The sequence below is a fragment of the Dokdonia donghaensis DSW-1 genome (assembly GCF_001653755.1).
GTDB classification, from domain to species: Bacteria; Bacteroidota; Bacteroidia; order Flavobacteriales; family Flavobacteriaceae; genus Dokdonia; species Dokdonia donghaensis.
Genome location: NZ_CP015125.1, coordinates 2795216 through 2813596 on the forward strand (window position 1 = coordinate 2795216; position 18381 = coordinate 2813596).

General features: G+C 37.5%; 13 protein-coding genes. 4 read left to right on the plus strand and 9 right to left on the minus strand.

What is annotated here, in order from left to right; translation table 11 throughout:
• Positions 1 to 180 precede the first annotated feature (180 nt).
• From I597_RS12290 to I597_RS12325, 8 genes are all read right to left on the minus strand, one after another.
• Entirely contained in the window at positions 181 to 1686 is a 1506-nt protein-coding gene (locus I597_RS12290) for a carboxypeptidase-like regulatory domain-containing protein (RefSeq protein WP_035324510.1), read from the minus strand.
• 5 nt (positions 1687 to 1691) lie between these two features.
• Positions 1692 to 3089, minus strand: coding sequence for a CsgG/HfaB family protein (locus I597_RS12295; protein WP_035324509.1), 1398 nt, complete (start codon positions 3087 to 3089; stop codon positions 1692 to 1694).
• A gap of 8 nt (positions 3090 to 3097) precedes the next feature.
• Positions 3098 to 3505, minus strand: coding sequence for a curli production assembly/transport component CsgF (locus I597_RS12300; RefSeq protein ID WP_021778685.1), 408 nt, complete (start codon positions 3503 to 3505; stop codon positions 3098 to 3100).
• Positions 3506 to 3518: 13 nt separating this feature from the next.
• Positions 3519 to 4280 carry a CsgE family curli-type amyloid fiber assembly protein gene (locus I597_RS12305; RefSeq protein WP_021778684.1) on the minus strand — a complete coding sequence of 254 codons (762 nt, stop codon included), beginning with the start codon at positions 4278 to 4280 and terminating at the stop codon, positions 3519 to 3521.
• A 31-nt stretch (positions 4281 to 4311) separates the two neighbouring features.
• Positions 4312 to 4809 carry a hypothetical protein gene (locus I597_RS12310; RefSeq protein ID WP_035324508.1) on the minus strand — a complete coding sequence of 166 codons (498 nt, stop codon included), beginning with the start codon at positions 4807 to 4809 and terminating at the stop codon, positions 4312 to 4314.
• Positions 4810 to 4925: 116 nt separating this feature from the next.
• Positions 4926 to 6452, minus strand: coding sequence for a hypothetical protein (locus I597_RS12315; protein WP_035324507.1), 1527 nt, complete (start codon positions 6450 to 6452; stop codon positions 4926 to 4928).
• Positions 6453 to 7133: 681 nt separating this feature from the next.
• Positions 7134 to 9029 (minus strand): beta strand repeat-containing protein, encoded by a 1896-nt coding sequence (locus I597_RS12320; RefSeq protein WP_081964941.1) that lies wholly within the window; start codon positions 9027 to 9029, stop codon positions 7134 to 7136.
• A 337-nt stretch (positions 9030 to 9366) separates the two neighbouring features.
• On the minus strand, positions 9367 to 11550 hold the full coding sequence (locus I597_RS12325; RefSeq protein WP_035324505.1) for a glutamine synthetase III family protein: 2184 nt from the start codon (positions 11548 to 11550) through the stop codon (positions 9367 to 9369).
• 312 nt (positions 11551 to 11862) lie between these two features.
• Here I597_RS12325 and I597_RS12330 point away from each other — a divergent pair, with 312 nt between their 5' ends.
• Positions 11863 to 12873, plus strand: a complete 1011-nt coding sequence (locus tag I597_RS12330; RefSeq protein ID WP_021778679.1) for a glutamine synthetase beta-grasp domain-containing protein — start codon at positions 11863 to 11865, stop codon at positions 12871 to 12873.
• A 225-nt stretch (positions 12874 to 13098) separates the two neighbouring features.
• Here I597_RS12330 and I597_RS12335 read toward each other — a convergent pair whose 3' ends face one another.
• A complete protein-coding gene (locus I597_RS12335; protein WP_035324504.1) occupies positions 13099 to 14049 on the minus strand; it encodes a calcium/sodium antiporter in 951 nt (316 codons plus the stop codon).
• A 215-nt stretch (positions 14050 to 14264) separates the two neighbouring features.
• On the opposite strand from I597_RS12335, the gene I597_RS12340 reads away from it, so the two are divergent.
• From I597_RS12340 to I597_RS12350, 3 genes are read left to right on the plus strand one after another with little or no spacing between them, the layout of a single operon-like run.
• Positions 14265 to 16475 (plus strand): RelA/SpoT family protein, encoded by a 2211-nt coding sequence (locus tag I597_RS12340; RefSeq protein ID WP_035324503.1) that lies wholly within the window; start codon positions 14265 to 14267, stop codon positions 16473 to 16475.
• 29 nt (positions 16476 to 16504) lie between these two features.
• Complete coding sequence (locus tag I597_RS12345) at positions 16505 to 16960, plus strand: Fur family transcriptional regulator (protein ID WP_035324502.1); 456 nt, start codon at positions 16505 to 16507, stop codon at positions 16958 to 16960.
• Positions 16961 to 16967: 7 nt separating this feature from the next.
• On the plus strand, positions 16968 to 18242 hold the full coding sequence (locus I597_RS12350) for an adenylosuccinate synthase (protein WP_035324501.1): 1275 nt from the start codon (positions 16968 to 16970) through the stop codon (positions 18240 to 18242).
• The last annotated feature ends 139 nt before the right edge of the window (positions 18243 to 18381 follow it).

The window sequence follows — 18381 nt, forward strand, 5'->3', positions numbered from 1 at the left end:
ATAACGCACCCAATTATGCTTTCGCGAAAGCGTAATTATATTGATGATATAAAACACCGCAAGATTTGGTTAGCCAAAACAACAGAAGAGAGCTAAACAATCAAAACTCTTTGATTTTACTTGAATAAAAAAGCTCCTTTATTTCATTATAAAGGAGCTTTTAGTATGAATATATCTAGTTTATTGCCAGTCTGGCATAGCGCCATCCTCTACAAGAGTTGTTCTGGATGCATCGCCTAGTTGTGATGTTACAATATCACGTACAGATACCTCATCATTAGGCGTATTTGTATAAACAATACCCGCATTAGTAGGTGTAAAGCGAGGGTCTAGATCATTTGTTCCGGCAGGTTTATCTCCAGACTGGTCTACTGGAGCATTGCCCGTGCCTAACTCGTAGGTAAATACACGTGTGTCTAGTTGTAAATAGTTAGGATTTTCAAATTCTGAAATGTCTCTTGTAAACACGATGGTGGCACCGGTGATAGAAATATCAAGACCTCCTAGCGCTCCTTGAAAACCTGTTACAGCAGTCTCTATAAGGTTACCATCTAGATCTAGCACAAGAATCTCTGCCGCATAACCAGATACATTATTAGTTTTTATAACGAAAAAGTCGTCAAATCTCGCTCTTTCTACCTCTGTGATAAAACTACCATCTGGTGTGGTATAAACGAGCTCTAAGCCTCCTCCATCTGTGTTTATAGAAAATAATTTATCAAAACTAGGGAAGTATAATTTCTCTCCAGTAGGCTCCCAGGAGAAGTCTACTTCTTCTAGATTAAAACCATTTACGGGTTGTGATGCTGTTACTTGAAAAACGTCACTCCCATCCTCATTCATTGTAAATAGTTGTGTCTCTCCTCCTACGGTGCGTAAGAAAGCGATTTTATTTACTTCTGTATTACGTCTAGGTCTAAAACTATTAGACGATTGCGAGGTAAGAGCGAGGGGGCCTAATCCTGTTTCAGAACCGTCATCTGTAGAATAGATTACATTATTACCGTTACTCTCTTTACGTACAAATACTAATCTATTATTAGGCTCATCAATGGTATTAAAAGAACTAAACTCACTATTTACATCTGGATTTATACCATCGTTTACGGTTACTTGCCAGAAGTACTTAGTAGAAAATGCAAGATCATTTACTGATAAGAAGGTATCACTCAAGTTTTGAAAATTGAGTATTTCATTAGTCATATCATTACGTAGTTCTAGTTGATACACTAGCTCATCAAAAGGATCTGGATCTGTTACTGTCCAGGTAAAAAGTACGTCTTGAGCCACATCTTCTGCCTCATCTGCCGGAGTGACTAAAATTGGTATAGACGGTGCTACATTATTGGCTGTTTCTGGTTGTAATTCAAAAATAACGTTTGTAGTAGCTCCCTCTGTAACCGTTGCAGGCTCAAAAGCGGTAATAAAATCACTCTTTTCTGCTTGCACAGAATAATCTCCTACTACTACTTCACCTAGATCAAAGCTTCCATCTTCACCTGTAAAAACAGTATTTGATGGTGGATTTGTAGATATTTTTACATTTGCCTGTGGGGCATTATCTCCTTCAAAGACTACCACCCCCGTTATATTACCGATACCTGTTTCTCCTAATGTGTCTTCACTACAACTTACTAGTAAGCTTAGTGTACAACATAAAAAGAATATATATAAACCTGTTTTCATTTTGATTAATTTAATGGGATTACCTCGTCTTCTACCTCTTCTTTTTTATCTTTTAAAATGCTATATCTCAAACCAAAACCAAAGTTGAAGTAAAAATCATTTCTTCTACCATTTATGGCAAGGTCTACATCATCTACAAAAGTCAAGTTCTGTTCGGCAAATAATTTGAGCCCTACTCTATCGCTAACTTTGTAAAGTACGCCGCCACCGTACTGCATTTTGGGAGCGCTTACATCATTATCTCCAAAAAGGTAACCGCCTCCTGCATAGATAAAGGGTGTAAAATTATCTGTAGGTAAAATTTCATAAGTAAGATTGAGGTTAAGACTTGTATATGCTTGCTCAAACTCATTACCCGCTTTAAATCTTTGATACCTTCCGTTAAAATGTAAACCAAAAGTAGAGCCTAGCGCTGTCTGGTAACCAAGCTGCACAAACTCACCAAATTTCTTATCTGCAAGGTCTCCATCAAAGAGATTTGCTCCTAAGGCAAAGTCAAAATGTGAGTTTGCTACATTAGGCTTATACACTCTATCATATAAACGTGTAGATTCTTCTAGTTCTTTTTCTTTATAATATTGTGCTACTACCTTTTCATTAAGTTCTCTACCCTTACTAGTAGACCATAAATTATCTTCTATACCTTCTATGATAAGACCTCTTACAGATTTTTCTATAGCCTCCTTTATTGCTAGTTGTACAGGTTCATTACGTGTAAAACCAGTCTCTACCTCTAGCAGCCTCTGAAAGTTTACATATTTAAACAAACTAGCATCAAGTGATTGTGACAATATGGTTTTTGACACGTAAATAGTTTTTAAAATCTCACCACTTTGAGTATTTATTGCTCGTAAATAAACTGTGACTCTATCCTGACGGTATTGGGTAGAACCACTTATACCAAAGTACCTTGCACCTAGCCCTCCGGTTACAATATTTGTATCATAAGAAACGATACCTCCTTCAAGCAATATACCTGCAAATAAGAGACCTGGTAATCTCGGCTCGTTTGGGTTTGTGGTTTTTCTAGCTTCCTCTCTGGTTTGCTTTATAATATTACGCTCTTGTAATAAATTACCCAGGTTTTCCCTTTCTAAGGTTCTAAACCACTTAGAATCTTCAAGCGCTTTTAATAATATCGCGGTTGACCCTTGTGTTACCGCAGTACTAAATGTACTTGCAGTCGCACTTGCCTTGAATTGCCCTGTAAGATCTCTAAAATTATATACACCTACGTCTATCCTTCTAGATGTAGGTGGTAATGCTAGAAGGGAATCTGTAGTTGCGAGTTTTTCTCCAGTTCTTGCCTCTTCTGGACCCAGTGGCTGGTTAAAATAAGTACCACAGCTTGAAAGCGTGCTAAGCATTAAAACTAAAAGACCTGTTTGTAAGATATACTTCATAATTGCTTTTAGTTAGGAACAATAACTTGTGTGGTCTCCCCTGTATTTATATCTAATATATTAATTACAAGCCCCTCGGCAGTTTGAAAAGCTTCAACCTCAAGACTTCCAAATGTAAATGTACCTTCTTGTAACTCTCCATCTTCTCCAAATAGTGACCTTGTAATACTATTACTTATGTTGTTAAGCAGCGTTCTATTAATATCTTCTGTAAAGCGCTCGAGATCGGTTTGTTGTGCAAATGGATCTACCGCATTAGGATCTGTAAATGAGTTTTGAGCATCTGCAGATGATTGTAGCCAGGCATAATTAAATGAACTTCCTCCAAAGTTCGGGTTTTTAGGAGTGTAAACAAGTTGCTGCGAGAAGCAACCACCTGTTACAAACAGTCCTGCGATGAGTATAAAACTTTTCATAAGTAGTCTGGAATTAATATGATGTTAAGAGTTGTTTTGTTCTTGCTAGTTGATTAAAATGTCCTTGAACCTGTCGTATGCACTCCTCTGAGGCTTTCCTCAAAAACTCATCTCTAGGCTGTGCATTAAACTTTACAATTGTAGTCGTTCCTTCTATTACTTTTATAACGGTACTCCTACCTAGTCCAAAATCTTCTTTTATAATAATATCCTTAGACCATTTTATATTATCGATACTACACTTTTGAAAAAAGTATCTATAAAAATCACGACCTGCTTTTGTTTTAGTATCTTCTATAATTAAACCCGTGAGACCTATAGACTGCCCTTGTTGTAATGCCTGGCTTAATATAGTACGCTCTCCTACTTTGGGTATCTCATCAATAATTTCGGCAACAATGACGCGATCCTTACCTATTAAATTTTCTCCATCGTAAACGAGAAGCAGTATAAGTGCGTCCTTACTTTTTTCAATAAGCATTGCATAGTCATTGAGTATGACTTTTTGTGAAGGCTCAATTACAAACCTTCCTTCTGCCTCTTCTTTTTTGGGGTTATTTGTACCATCTCTTTGTATAATTGAGAATTTGTACCGTATGCTTCTGTTTAAACCTGTTAGGTTAGAAGCATTTGCTGTTATTAAATAAAGTCCATTAGACTCAACTATTTCAATTTTTGCAGCAATTTCTGTATTGTAGAATTTTTGCGCCTTCACCGTATCTGTTAAGAATATGAGCGCAATAAGTAATATGTATGTACTATAGCGTAACATCATTAAAGTATGCTATTATGAGCTAAGTAATAAACTAGTTAAACTGACGAACTATCACTGCTTGACCTGAACCATTACCTGTCTGAGTTACTTTTATAGGTCCAGAGGTACGGCTGGTGCCATATCTTTCTAATTCTAAATTATTTCCTTTTTGAATCACTTGCATACCAGATCCAGATGCATTGCTTGTAGAAACATCTATTACTGAATTTCCATTTCCTAATTGATACACGCTCTCTGAAATATTATTACCTCTTAAGGCAATTGCAACATCATTACTATTACCATTTTGAGAAACTGTAACAGAAGAACTAGATGAAGCAATATTTACATATGATGAGTTAGCTTGACCTACTTGTTGAATCAATACACTATTATTAGGAAAATTATTATTTAATCTAGGTAATTGCTCTGTAGCTACAAGGTTAACAATATTAGAACGAGTTATAGTTTCTGGTGCAGCCTCATTAGTCTGAGCCGCTAGTGACACAGTAAAAAGAAATGCGAAAATTAATAAACTATAGATTTTCATAATTTTTTATATAAAGAAAAGGGTGTGTGAGATTTATTGATCACTACACCCTTTTCAGGTTATTTTTAATCACTCTTAAATGTAGTGATTATTTGTGTCTTAAGAAATATTATTTCTTAGAATCCAGCTTGAAGTGTAATAGATCCGTTTCCAGCTCCTAATTGCTTAGTATCAGCGTTGTGACCAGTTCCTAACTGTCCAGTTACTTGACCGTTTAAGAAACCATCTTGATCAACATTTGAAGTGTTTCCAGCTCCTAATTGTCCAACTGCAGATCCATTAAGAATACCGTTCTGATCTACTGTAGATGTATTAAACCCACCTGCTTGACCTACTAATGATCCGTTAAGCGCTCCTGTTTGAGTAACTGAAGAACCATTTCCAAGACCTAACTGCCCTACTATAGAACCATTACCAAAACCTGTTTGAGCAACAGTAGATCCGTTTCCAATACCAGCTTGTGCTACTAGAGAACCGTTTGCAACACCTGCTTGTGCTACTAGTGATCCATTAAGACCTCCTACTTGACTCACTGTTGAGTTGTTAAGAGCTCCTGCTTGTAATACTGCAGATCCGTTTCCAGTTCCATCTTGTGATACTGTAGAACTGTTTGCAGCTCCTAATTGTGCTACAAAAGATCCATTAGAAGTTCCTACTTGATCAACATCAGAATTATTTGCAACTCCTAATTGTAATACTAAAGATCCGTTTGTTGTTCCATCCTGCTTTACGTCAGAAATGTTACCTACACCAGCCTGCGCTACAAAAGAACCGTTACCTGTTCCATCCTGCTCTACGTCAGAATCATTTGCTGTACCTAACTGAGCTGTAATAGCACCGTTACCTGTACCATCTTGATCAATACTACTGTCATTAAAAGTTCCAGTTTGAGTAGTAGATGCAAAGTTAGAATCACCTTTCTGTGCGTGATCTGTCATATTATCATCTCCTAACTGTGTATTAATAGAAACGTTTAAGTCTCCATCTTGACTTTCTAAAGAAGTGTTACGGTTACCTGTTTGAGTACTAGTTGCAGAGTTCATATCTCCAGTTTGAGTCTGTGTAGCATCATTACGGTTTCCATCTTGAGTAATAAATGCAGCATTTGCCTCTCCTCTTTGTGTTTGAGATGCCATATTACGGTTACCATCCTGATCAATATCTGCAAAGTTTCCAGGAGCATTCTCACTCATACTAGATTGATCTTGCATAGCCGTGTTGCGATTACCATTAGAGTTTATAAACGCCTGGTTATTATCGTAACGTTGTTTTTGAGAAGCAGTGTTTCTGTTTCCAGTTTGGATAGTAGAAGCAACATTATCTTCTGCATAACCTACTCCTTGATCTATAGTAGCACCGTTACGGTTACCTACCTGTAATACACCTGCAGCGTTACGATCACCTTGAGATGATACGTCTGATGCATTACGATTACCTAGTTGTACTACAAGAGCACTGTTAGAATCTCCACCAGCTGCATTGTTTCTACCATCTTGGTCAACTACAGAAGTGTTGTTTCCACCTACTTGAAGAACTCCAGATGTGTTAAGTGTTCCTCTTTGATCTACATCACTGTCATTGTTTTGTGCAAAACCTACAGTGCAAAATGCGAGTGCCGCAGCACTTAATAATAATTTTTTCATAATAAAAAGGTTTAATTAAAAAATATATAAATGGTTAATAAATACAGTTTAATAATGGCTAGACGCGTCAACAGCATCATCTATAATGTGCGCTATACCAATACTTTTATTACGGGGGAGTTATATTACGTGGGGGAAGATCGTTTTGTAATACAGTGCTAAATTATGCAAATTGTTGTCTTAGTCAACATCGAAACCTAAGTTTTCGACAAAGGGAAGTCTACTGTATAACTAAAATCTTTAAACCACTAGTAAAAACAGGGTCTCACAAAGAAGGGGCAAATACCCTTTAATAAACACGGTCTAATGAGATTAAGATAATTCTTACAGATATAACTGTTTTTTATTATTCAAAATAAATTAGTTACAAGTTAAAAATTCACCTCACACAAGTGACAAATAGTAAGTTATTACCTTACTTATAGCACTTATTTTTATTAATCATCACATATGCTCTAAGTCTATGGACCTACTCTAAAGTACCCTGTAATGAATTACGCTTTCGCGAAAGCGTATATAAACAATATAAGTTCTTAAATAGGCTTTCCAGCTTAAATGAAAAAAGCACCGCGAGGCGGTGCTTTATCCATTCATATAATTATTATGAAATAATTATGTAGTTGGGTACGGAGATTCTAAGGGTATACTGCGCATACCCACGCAGTATGCGATTATCATTTATTAGAACCCAGCTTGTAATGTTATAGAAGCGTTACCTGTTCCCACCTGAGTAGTAGTAGCTGTGTTACCAACTCCTAACTGGCCAGTTGCCTGAATATTAAGCACCCCTGTCTGGCTAACTGTTGAAGTATTACCCATACCAAGTTGACCAACTAATGAAGCGTTTGCACTCCCGTTTTGTGTTACTGTAGATGTATTGTTCATACCATCTTGCAATGTGATAGACGCATTACCCAGACCTAAAAACACTCCTGTAGATGTCTGACTAACTGTAGAAGAGTTTCCTGTACCTACTTGACCTGCATAAGAGAAGTTTACATCACCAGACTGATCTATATCTGCCACGTTTGATGTACCGTCTTGCGCTACTTGAGAGAAGTTTAAGTTACCTACTTGATCTACATTTGTAAGGTTTGCATCACCATCTTGATCTACATCAGAAACGTTATCATCACCAGTTTGTACAATGTACGCTTGGTTACCATCTCCCATTCTTTGTAAGACATCAGAATCATTATTATCTCCTGTTTGACTAACTGTAGCAGTCTGATCATCTCTGAACTGACGTACCACTGAGTTGTTACTTTCTCCATTTTGAGCAACTATAGCGCTGTTGTCATCGCCAAAACCTGCACCTTGTATAATTCTTGAGTTGTTATCATTACCTATCTGACTAGCATCTGCATAATTATTGTTTCCTCTCTGGCGTGTATATGCTGTATTATCATCTCCTAAAAAGTTATCTGCAGCATAACCTACTTGTCTATTTGAAGCAAAGTTTCCATTTCCTACTTGCTCAATCTCGGCATCATTGCTACCTATCTGGTAAGCTCTAGCAGTGTTACCATCACCTGTACTTTGTGATAATGACACGTTATCACTACCATATTGCTGTGTAGCTGCGAAGTTGCCATTTCCTGTCTGGCGAGTTATCGCATCTGCTCCATCACTCTTAAAGAAAGATGAAGAAGGATCTCCTTGTAATGTAACTGCAAAGTTACTATTTCCATTTTGGTCTGTTACAGAACGGTTAAGATCTCCATCTTGTTCAACTATAGATGTATTCATATCTCCTCTTTGACGTGTCCAAGAATAATTGTTGTCTTGTAATTGTAAAGTAGAAGAGTTGTTTCCATCCCCTTTTTGAATAGCTACTGCTTTGTTGCTAAAACCGTTTTGATCTACACTTGCAATGTTCATATTACCATCTTGATCTACACGAGATTCATTCTCGTCTCCCATCTGGTCAACATCACTATCATTTCCATCACCTACTTGTAGCACATCACTGTCATTACGATCACCTGTCTGGTTTTCTGTACTTGCGTTATTATCTCCAAATTGCTCAAGAGTTGCTAAGTTTTCTTCTCCTCTCTGTACTTGTGTACCTGTATTATCATCACCATCTTGATCTATAGTAGCAGTACTACCCATAGCGCCGTTTGTTAATGTAGACTGGTCTTGTGTTGCCGTGTTATCATCTCCTACTTGAAGTATTCCTGCGGTATTATTATCATAACGCTGCTTTTGTGAAGCGGTATTACCGTTTCCAATCTGTAGTGTTCCAGCAACGTTATCTTCAGAATAACCTACACCTTGATCAATATTTGCACTGTTACCTAACCCAAACTGAGCAACCCCAGCTAGGTTACGATCTCCTAGTTGAGATATAGTAGATGTACTAGCTCCTACTTGCAGTACTCCTGCCACGTTACTATCTCCTCCAGCCGTAGCACCTGAGTTTAATCCATCTTGTGTAATTGTAGATGTGTTACTTCCTAATTGTAAGGTAAGTTGCCCATTAGTTGTTCCTGTCTGGCTTACTGTACTCGTATTCTGTCCAAAAGCAACAGAACAAATTGCTAGTGCAGCAGCGCTCATTAGTAATTTTTTCATAATAAAAAAGTTATTGATTAATATATAAATGGTTAATAAAAACACGTCAATACAGGCCAACAACAGCTACGTCATAATCATCAAAAGTGTGAAAGCCAAAACTTAATATTACGGGGGAAAATACTCTTAGGAGGAAATTATAATCGAGTATAGGTGCAAGTTAACTTGCATAAAATGATTTTACACTATAACAAACACAGTTTTCGACAAAATGTAAAATACTCATAATCAGATCACACAGAAACCCTAGTAAAAAGGAGGTGTCACAAAAAGACACCTACCTATTACCGAATAATAAATCTAAAATAGATTTGAAAAATCTTACAGAAAACTCGAATTAATTTACAAAAAGAAGCTCTCTATATTTTGGTAGAGGCCATAAATCGTCTTCTACAAGTAATTCTAACTTATCGCATTGCTTCCTTATAAGTTCAAAATAAGGTTTTACTTTATCTGCATAATCACCTGCTTTTTTCTCTAATTCAAGACCATTAGATTTTTTACGCACGTCTATCATTTCTGTAATAAGTGTATTGATACTAGCAATGTGATTTGATAGTGCTTTTATGATGGATGTTTGCGCTTTCGCGAAAGCGGTATAATCGTCACCATAGATATCTTTTAGACCACGTACATTATCTATAAGTACATTTTGATATCGCAATGCTGTAGGTATAATATGGTTACGCGCTACGTCACCAAGAACACGGCTCTCTATCTGTATACGTTTTACATACTCCTCGAGCTCTATTTCATAACGCGCTTGTATTTCTACCGTATTCATAATTTGTAGCGAGTCAAAAAGCGCTACACTAGCTTTGCTCACTCTAGCCTTTAAAGCCTCTACTGTTGTTCTGTTATTACTAAGCTTACGTTTTTTTGCTTCTTTTTCCCAAGACTCACCATATCCATCACCCTCAAATCGTATCTTCTTACTGTCTTTTATATACTCACGCAGTACATTAAAGATGGCATCATCCTTCTTCATATCCTTAGTATCTACCAGAGTATCTACTTCTTTCTTGAAAGCTATAAGCTGTTGTGCTACTATAGCATTAAGAACTGTCATAGGGTTTGCACAGTTTGCAGTAGCTCCTACTGCTCTAAACTCAAACTTATTACCTGTAAAAGCAAAAGGTGAGGTACGGTTGCGATCTGTATTATCAAGTAAAATTTCCGGTATTTTACCTATAACATTGAGCTTAAGTTCTGTTTTCTCTTGTGGAGAGAGTTTTCCATCTGTTACCTTTTCTAGTTCGTCTAGTACTCTAGTAAGTTGTGACCCTATAAAGACAGAGATGATTGCCGGTGGGGCCTCGTTTGCTCCCAGTCTATAATCATTACCCGCACTAGCAATAGATGCTCGTAGTAGTGACTCGTGTTCATAAACAGCTTTTATGGTATTTACAAAGAAGGTTAAAAACTGTAAGTTCTTCATAGGTGTGCTACCTGGACTTAATAGGTTGACACCCGTATCTGTGGCTAGCGACCAGTTATTATGTTTACCACTACCGTTTATACCATCAAAAGGCTTCTCGTGAAAGAGGACTTTAAAATGGTGACGCTGGGCGACCTTTTGCATAATATCCATAAGTAAGGCATTATGATCTACCGCAAGATTTGCCTCTTCATATACTGGAGCCATCTCAAACTGATTAGGCGCTACCTCATTATGTCTTGTTTTTACAGGGATACCTAGCAGGAGACATTCTTGCTCTAGCTCTTTTAAATATGCTAGCACACGAATGGGAATAGAACCAAAGTAATGATCATCCAGCTGCTGTCCTTTTGCCGCGGCGTGACCTAGAAGGGTTCTACCTGTAAGAGTTAAGTCTGGTCTCGCAGCGGCAAGTGATGCATCTACAAGAAAAAACTCTTGCTCCCAGCCTAATGTGGCAGTTACCTTATTTACATTTTTATTAAAATAGCGAGCAACATCTGTTGCGGCCTCATCTATTACATTAAGCGCTTTGAGTAGCGGAGTCTTAAAGTCAAGAGCCTCTCCAGTATAAGCTACAAAAACTGTAGGTATACAAAGTGTATTATCATATATAAATGCAGGCGACGTAGGATCCCAGGCGGTATAACCACGTGCTTCAAAAGTATTACGTATTCCTCCGTGAGGAAAACTTGAGGCATCTGGCTCTTGCTGTGCAAGCTGTGCACCATCAAATTTATCTATGACGTGCCCCCCTGGTGTAACTTCAAAAAAAGCATCGTGCTTCTCTGCAGTAGCACCAGTAAGCGGTTGAAACCAGTGTGTGTAATGGGTTGCTCCTTTTTCTAGCGCCCAAGATTTCATACCCGTCGCTATAGCATCTGCAGTGATGCGATCTATATTATCTCCTTTACGTATAGCCGTTTGCACACTATCAAATGTAGATTTTGATAAATACTGTCGCATAGCCTGCTCTCCAAAGACACTTGACTTATATAAAGACGATGGTCGTCCTAGTGATTCAAAAGTAACTGCAGGTCTATGTTGTACATCGTGTAGTGCTTGGAAACGTAATTTTGACATAACTTTTTATGACTATATGATAGTGGTTCTCATTAATATAGGTCACTATCGTTTTTATTTAAATTGTTCATACTATTAAGATTTACTCTTCTGCATTAGACAAAGAGTTTACAGATTCAACCATTTGAGACCTTAAAAGCATTGCAAATATAAGGGATTTACAAAAATATGTCTCTTTTTTTACACACCCCCTAAAATTTAAGGGGTTGTTAATAAGATGGTGTAATTTTTAATAAATCAACCCTATAAATAGCACTGCATTTCAAAATTATTTTATCTTTGCCCTCGTTAACTCAAAACATTAATGCTATTATGAGCAAGTCAAAATTAGAATACATTTGGTTAGACGGGTATGCACCGACACAAAATATGAGAAGTAAAACTAAGGTTGTAAATGACTTTAGTGGTAAACTAGAAGATTGTCCAGTATGGTCTTTTGATGGTTCTTCTACAAAACAAGCTTCTGGAGGAGCATCAGACTGTCTTTTAAAGCCAGTTGCAATTTACCCAGATCCACAACGTACAAATGGATTTTTAGTAATGACTGAGGTTTTAAGTGCAGATGGTACTCCGCACGAGTCAAACCATAGAGCAAAAATAGATGATAATGATAATGATTTCTGGTTCGGTTTTGAGCAAGAGTATTTCATTATGGACACGGCTACACAACTACCATTAGGATTTCCTATAGGTGGATACCCTGGACCACAAGGTATGTACTACTGTTCTGTAGGTGGTAAAAACACTCACGGTCGTGACTTTGTAGAAGAGCACGCAGATCTTTGTATCGAGGCTGGTCTTAACTTTGAAGGAATTAACCAAGAGGTTGCTTCTGGACAGTGGGAATTCCAACTTTTTGCAAAAGGAGCAAAGAAAGCAGGAGATGAGATCTGGATTGCTCGTTACCTACTAGATCGTCTTACTGAGCAGTACGGATGGTACATAGATTACCACCCAAAACCAATAAAAGGAGACTGGAACGGTTCTGGAATGCACGCAAACTTCTCAAATACAACATTGAGAACGTGTGGATCTGAAGAGACTTACAATACAATATGTGAGGCGTTCCGTCCATTTACAAAAGAACATATAGAAGCATACGGAGCTCACAATGAGCAACGCCTTACAGGAGATCACGAGACTGCATCTATAAATGACTTCTCATACGGAGTATCAGATAGAGGAGCATCTATACGTATTCCTATTATCACTGTAGAGCAAGGATGGAAAGGATGGCTAGAAGACCGTCGTCCAGCTTCAAACGCAGATCCATACAGAGTAGCAGGTCGTATTATCGAGACTGTAAAAACAGCAAAGGTTTAATTCTGATTTAATTATATTGTGAAAAATGCTCAACTTAGGTTGGGCATTTTTTTTTTGCGCTTTCGCGAAAGCGTAAACACGTCATATATAATAAAACAAGTAGTTTTATCTATATCTATAGACAGTATACAATGACTTAAAATTGCCTATAGAAGACAATGTAAATTCCTTGCAATTAAATAATTGAGAAGCCTAGATATTTACTTTAGAAACGAGGTCAAGAAACTAAGCCGCAAATGCAAGCGCAATAAATAAGATATAGGCACCTACAAGAAATAAGCCCTTAAAACGACCTATCTGCAATGTTTTTGGTATAAATGCTAGTGGTAAGAGTACAATAGCAAAGCCTAGCATCCAGTAAATATTAGTCCCTAAAATAGCATCATCTACAACGTTTATATCCTTAATAAGCGATGTAAAGCCTAGCACAGAGGCAATATTAAAAATATTAGAACCTATAAGATTACCTAGTGAGATTGCTTTTTCCTTTTTGAGCGCAGCGATTACAGAGGCCGCAAGTTCTGGCACACTAGTACCTATGGCAATCACGGTAACAGAGATTGCATACTCACTTATACCTACTGCGGTAGCAAGATCTTTTGCTCCAGAGACTAGCCATTCTGACCCAAAATATAGCGCAAGTGCACCTATAAATAACCATATAAATATTTTAAAATAAGACGCTTGCCCCAGCCCCTCATCTACACCATCTGCATCTTCTTCTTCTCTACTTTTACGAGCACGACGTATTAAGAAAAACAAGTACACAGCCAGCGCCGCAAGTAAACCACCACCCTCGACTGCTGTAAGCTTACCATCGTTAGAAAGTAAGAAGTAAAGCGCAAGTGAGAATAATACCATCACCGGCCAGTTAAATCTGTAAAAATCTCGATCTATGGCAAGGGCAGATATCACTGCCGTTATACCTAGCACAAGACCTATGTTTGCAATATTAGACCCTATCACATTACCAAGGGCAATATCTGAGCTCCCGTCTAGAGCCGCCTGCACGCTTACCAGCAGTTCTGGAGCAGAGGTTGCAAAAGATACAACTGTAAGCCCTATCACCATTTTAGACAAGTTGAGTTTAAAAGATAACCCTACAGATGCTCGTACCAAAAACTCCCCTCCTACTACTAACAGTACTAATCCAACTAGGATAAAAAATATGCTCATATAATGTTTTTTATTATGGCGAAGATAATAATTATACTCGCTCAGTATGTCGTCATTAATAAGTAGGTAGTGTGATAATATTGTTACGCTTTCGCGAAAGCGGAAAAAGATACTTTTTGAAGAATTATCAAATAATCGACAATTTTTAAAACTACTCAAGATGTCGTAAAAATATGTTGTTCATAAAAGAGAATTTGGTACTTTTAGTATATCATATGGAGTTAACCGCAGAATTTATAGAAGCAGAGAATAAAGAGCTGACAAGACAGTACAAAAAGCTCTTGCGTATAAGTTATCAAACCTTGACCGATGAGGACAAGAAGATGATAAGAAAAGCGTTTGAAGTGGCGGTAGATGCGCATAAATCGCAACGCCGCAAGTCTGGTGAGGCTTACATCTTTCACCCTCTTGCTGTGGCTCAAATAGTTGCAAGTGAGATAGGACTTGATGCTACCTCTATAGCGAGTGCACTACTACACGATGTGGTAGAAGATACAGAGTACACCCTTGCAGATCTAGAACAAATGTTTGGCGAGACGGTTGCCCGCATTGTAGATGGCCTTACAAAAATATCAAGTCTTAAAAAGGATAGGGACGTATCACTACAAGCAGAAAACTTTAGAAAAATGCTCCTCACTATTAATGATGATCCGCGTGTGATCATTATTAAAATAGCAGATAGATTGCACAATATGCAAACTATGGATGCTATGCGAGCAGATAAGCAATCTAAAATTGCCAGTGAGACACTTTATATCTACGCTCCACTTGCGCACAGAATGGGCTTGTATAATATTAAAACAGAGCTAGAAGACCTTAGTCTTAAATATACAGAACCAGATGTATATAAAGATATTGCGAGTAAAATCACAGAAAGTAAAGCGCAGCAAGATCAATATATCAAAGACTTTAAAAAAGTTATAGAAGACTCTCTTGATGAAGAAGGTCTTAATTATGAAATAAAAGGTAGACCAAAATCTATATACAGCATACGACGTAAAATTCTTGCTCAAGGAGTTACCTTTGAGGAGGTTTATGACAAGTTTGCGATACGTATTATCTATAAAAGTGATAAGGCAAATGAAAAGTTTCTGGCTTGGAAAATTTACTCTATTGTAACAGATCACTTTAGACCTAACCCTACGAGGCTACGCGACTGGATTTCTTCACCAAAATCTACGGGATATGAAGCCTTGCACATAACTGTTATGGGGCTTAAAGGTAGATGGGTAGAAGTACAGATACGCTCTGACCGTATGAATGAAATTGCCGAAAAAGGATATGCGGCACACTATAAATATAAGGAAGGGACAGAAGGAGAATCTAGCCTAGATGAGTGGATAAACAGACTTCAAGAAGCACTAGAAAATCCCGACCAAAATGCGGTAGACTTTGTAGAAAACTTTAAACTCAACCTTTACAACAAAGAGATTTTTGTATTTACCCCACAAGGTGATCTTAAATCTTTACCTAAAGGCGCTACCCCTCTTGATTTTGCTTTTAGTGTTCATACTGAGGTAGGCTTACATACACGTGGCTCAAGAGTAAATGGAAAGCTAGTACCACTTAGTCATACACTTAAAAGTGGTGATCAAGTTGAGATTATTACTTCTGAGTCTGCGCAGCCTACAAACAACTGGCTAGACTATGCAACTACGGCTAGAGCGAGAGCAAAAATAAAATCTTCACTCAAAGACGAGAAAAAAGAACTAGCAGATGATGGGAAGGCGATACTGTCCAGAAAACTAAAGTCGCAAAAAATCCCGCTTAACGAAAAAACTATAAATGAGCTCGTTTCGTACTTTAAACTCAATACAAGCTTAGACCTCTTTTACCGTGTAGGTAATGGAACGATTGATAATAAAATGATTAAAGAGTTTGCAGCACAACGCAGCAATGCCTTAATGAGTTTTATTAAAAGTAAGATCAGAAAACCTAATACTCCGCCAGATGTACACAAAGATGAGATTACAAATAATTTTGACTCTCTTGTTTTTGGACCAGAAGATCAAAAACTAGATTACACCTTTGCAAAGTGCTGTAGCCCTATACCGGGTGATCCAGTTTTTGGGTTTACCACTATAAAAGATGGCATAAAGGTTCATAAAAATAACTGCCCTAATGCAATTGCTATGCGTAGCAACTACGCCTATAGAATTATAAAAGCAAAGTGGGTAGACTCATCAGACACGGGGTATCAAACAGATATCATACTTACAGGAATAGATAATCTTGGTCTAGTAAATACAGTTACAGCAGAGATATCAAACCATCTTAATGTAGATATAAAAGGCCTGAGCTTTACCACACAAGGAGGTATTTTTAAGGGTAAAATAACCGTTGTTGTAAGAAACAATGCATTGTTGAAAACCTTAATAGAAAATCTCAAAAAAATAGATGGTATCGATCAAGTGACTAGAGTTTAAATCCGTAAATTCGTCCTTTATTATAAACGATGCCACTAAAAGCTACTATCAATAAGGATCAAGACGTTGTAAAAGGCGTTTTTACAGCCTATCTAGAAGAAAAAGGCCACCGCAAGACGCCAGAGCGTTTTGCCATACTACACGAAATATACAGCAATGAAGAGCACTTTGATATAGAAGCGCTTTACATTAGTATGAAAAATAAGAACTATCGTGTGAGCCGTGCAACACTATATAACACTATAGAACTTTTATTAGAATGTGGACTCGTGCGCAAGCACCAGTTTGGTAATAATCAAGCTCAATATGAGAAATCATATTTTGACAAGCAGCACGATCACGTAATTCTTACAGATACTGGAGAGGTTATAGAATTTTGTGACCCTCGCATACAGTCTATAAAAAAAACCATAGAAGAGGTTTTTGATATTACTATAGACAAGCACTCCCTATACTTTTACGGAAAGAAAAACAAGACTAACTAATATAACAATGGCAGTAGATTTACTACTAGGCCTCCAATGGGGCGACGAAGGAAAAGGAAAAATTGTAGATGTCCTTACAAAAGACTACGATATCATTGCACGTTTTCAAGGAGGACCTAACGCGGGTCACACCCTTGAGTTTGATGGTATAAAACACGTACTACATACGATTCCTTCTGGAATTTTTCACGACAATGCTATGAATGTCATAGGTAATGGCGTGGTGATAGATCCAGTGATTTTTAAGAAAGAGCTACAAAACTTAGACAAGTTTGAAGGTCTTGATTACAAAGCAAAAATGGTAATCTCGCGTAAAGCACACCTTATACTTCCTACCCACCGCTTACTTGATGCTGCTTCTGAAGCCTCAAAGGGAAAAGCAAAAATAGGATCTACTCTTAAAGGAATAGGACCTACTTATATGGATAAAACAGGTCGTAACGGTATACGTGTAGGTGATCTAGAACTTGCAGACTGGAAAGATCGTTATGCAACTCTTAGAGATAAGCATATCTCTATGATAGACTTTTATGATGCAAAAATTGAGTACGACCTAGAAGAACTAGAGTCAGAATTTTTTGCAGCAATAAAGACGCTTAAGACCTTACAATTTATAGACTCAGAAGAGTACCTATACCAAGCTCAAAAAGGTGGTAAATCTATACTTGCAGAGGGAGCACAAGGATCACTTCTAGATATTGATTTTGGCACGTATCCTTTTGTAACTTCTTCAAACACTACTGCGGCTGGTGCTTGTACCGGTCTTGGAGTTCCTCCTAATCAAATAGGTGAAGTATTCGGGATATTTAAAGCATACACAACACGTGTAGGCTCTGGACCATTTCCTACAGAACTTTTTGATGAGGATGGTGAGACTATGGGACGTGTAGGTAACGAGTTTGGAGCAACTACAGGTAGAGCGCGTCGTTGTGGATGGCTCGATCTAGTAGCACTTAAATATGCTGTGCGCGTTAATGGTGTAACACAACTTATGATGATGAAAGGTGATGTGCTTTCTGGTTTTAAAACCTTAAAAGTATGTACGGCTTATAAATATAAAGGTGAGACTATTGAGCACCTTCCATATAACATAGAGCCAGAAAACGTAGAGGTTGTTTATAAAGAAATGCCAGGATGGTCTGAAGACCTTACAGGTATGACTAAGGCAGAGCAACTACCTAAAGAGCTTAACGACTACATAGACTATCTAGAAAAAGAGCTAGAGACTCCTATCAAGATAGTATCTGTAGGACCAGATAGAACACAAACTATCCTTAGATAGTAAGTATCTACAATGCGTAAAGAGCCTTCAGAATTATATCTGAAGGCTCTTTTTATATATAAACACATTGCTACATACGCTTTGACTTATAGCAACGTTTTAATCTTTACAATCTATTTTTTGATAAAGCGCTAACGGT

Bases quoted from the DNA above. Each gene is read 5' to 3' on its own strand.
- I597_RS12300 (WP_021778685.1), bottom strand. From the start codon at position 3,505: ATGAAAAGTTTTATACTCATCGCAGGACTGTTTGTAACAGGTGGTTGC.
- I597_RS12345 (WP_035324502.1), top strand. From the start codon at position 16,505: ATGCCACTAAAAGCTACTATCAATAAGGATCAAGACGTTGTAAAAGGC.
- I597_RS12290 (WP_035324510.1), bottom strand. From the start codon at position 1,686: ATGAAAACAGGTTTATATATATTCTTTTTATGTTGTACACTAAGCTTA.
- I597_RS12310 (WP_035324508.1), bottom strand. From the start codon at position 4,809: ATGAAAATCTATAGTTTATTAATTTTCGCATTTCTTTTTACTGTGTCA.
- I597_RS12350 (WP_035324501.1), top strand. From the start codon at position 16,968: ATGGCAGTAGATTTACTACTAGGCCTCCAATGGGGCGACGAAGGAAAA.
- I597_RS12295 (WP_035324509.1), bottom strand. From the start codon at position 3,089: ATGAAGTATATCTTACAAACAGGTCTTTTAGTTTTAATGCTTAGCACG.
- I597_RS12320 (WP_081964941.1), bottom strand. From the start codon at position 9,029: ATGAAAAAATTACTAATGAGCGCTGCTGCACTAGCAATTTGTTCTGTT.
- I597_RS12315 (WP_035324507.1), bottom strand. From the start codon at position 6,452: ATGAAAAAATTATTATTAAGTGCTGCGGCACTCGCATTTTGCACTGTA.
- I597_RS12335 (WP_035324504.1), bottom strand. From the start codon at position 14,049: ATGAGCATATTTTTTATCCTAGTTGGATTAGTACTGTTAGTAGTAGGA.
- I597_RS12325 (WP_035324505.1), bottom strand. From the start codon at position 11,550: ATGTCAAAATTACGTTTCCAAGCACTACACGATGTACAACATAGACCT.
- I597_RS12305 (WP_021778684.1), bottom strand. From the start codon at position 4,280: ATGATGTTACGCTATAGTACATACATATTACTTATTGCGCTCATATTC.
- I597_RS12340 (WP_035324503.1), top strand. From the start codon at position 14,265: ATGGAGTTAACCGCAGAATTTATAGAAGCAGAGAATAAAGAGCTGACA.
- I597_RS12330 (WP_021778679.1), top strand. From the start codon at position 11,863: ATGAGCAAGTCAAAATTAGAATACATTTGGTTAGACGGGTATGCACCG.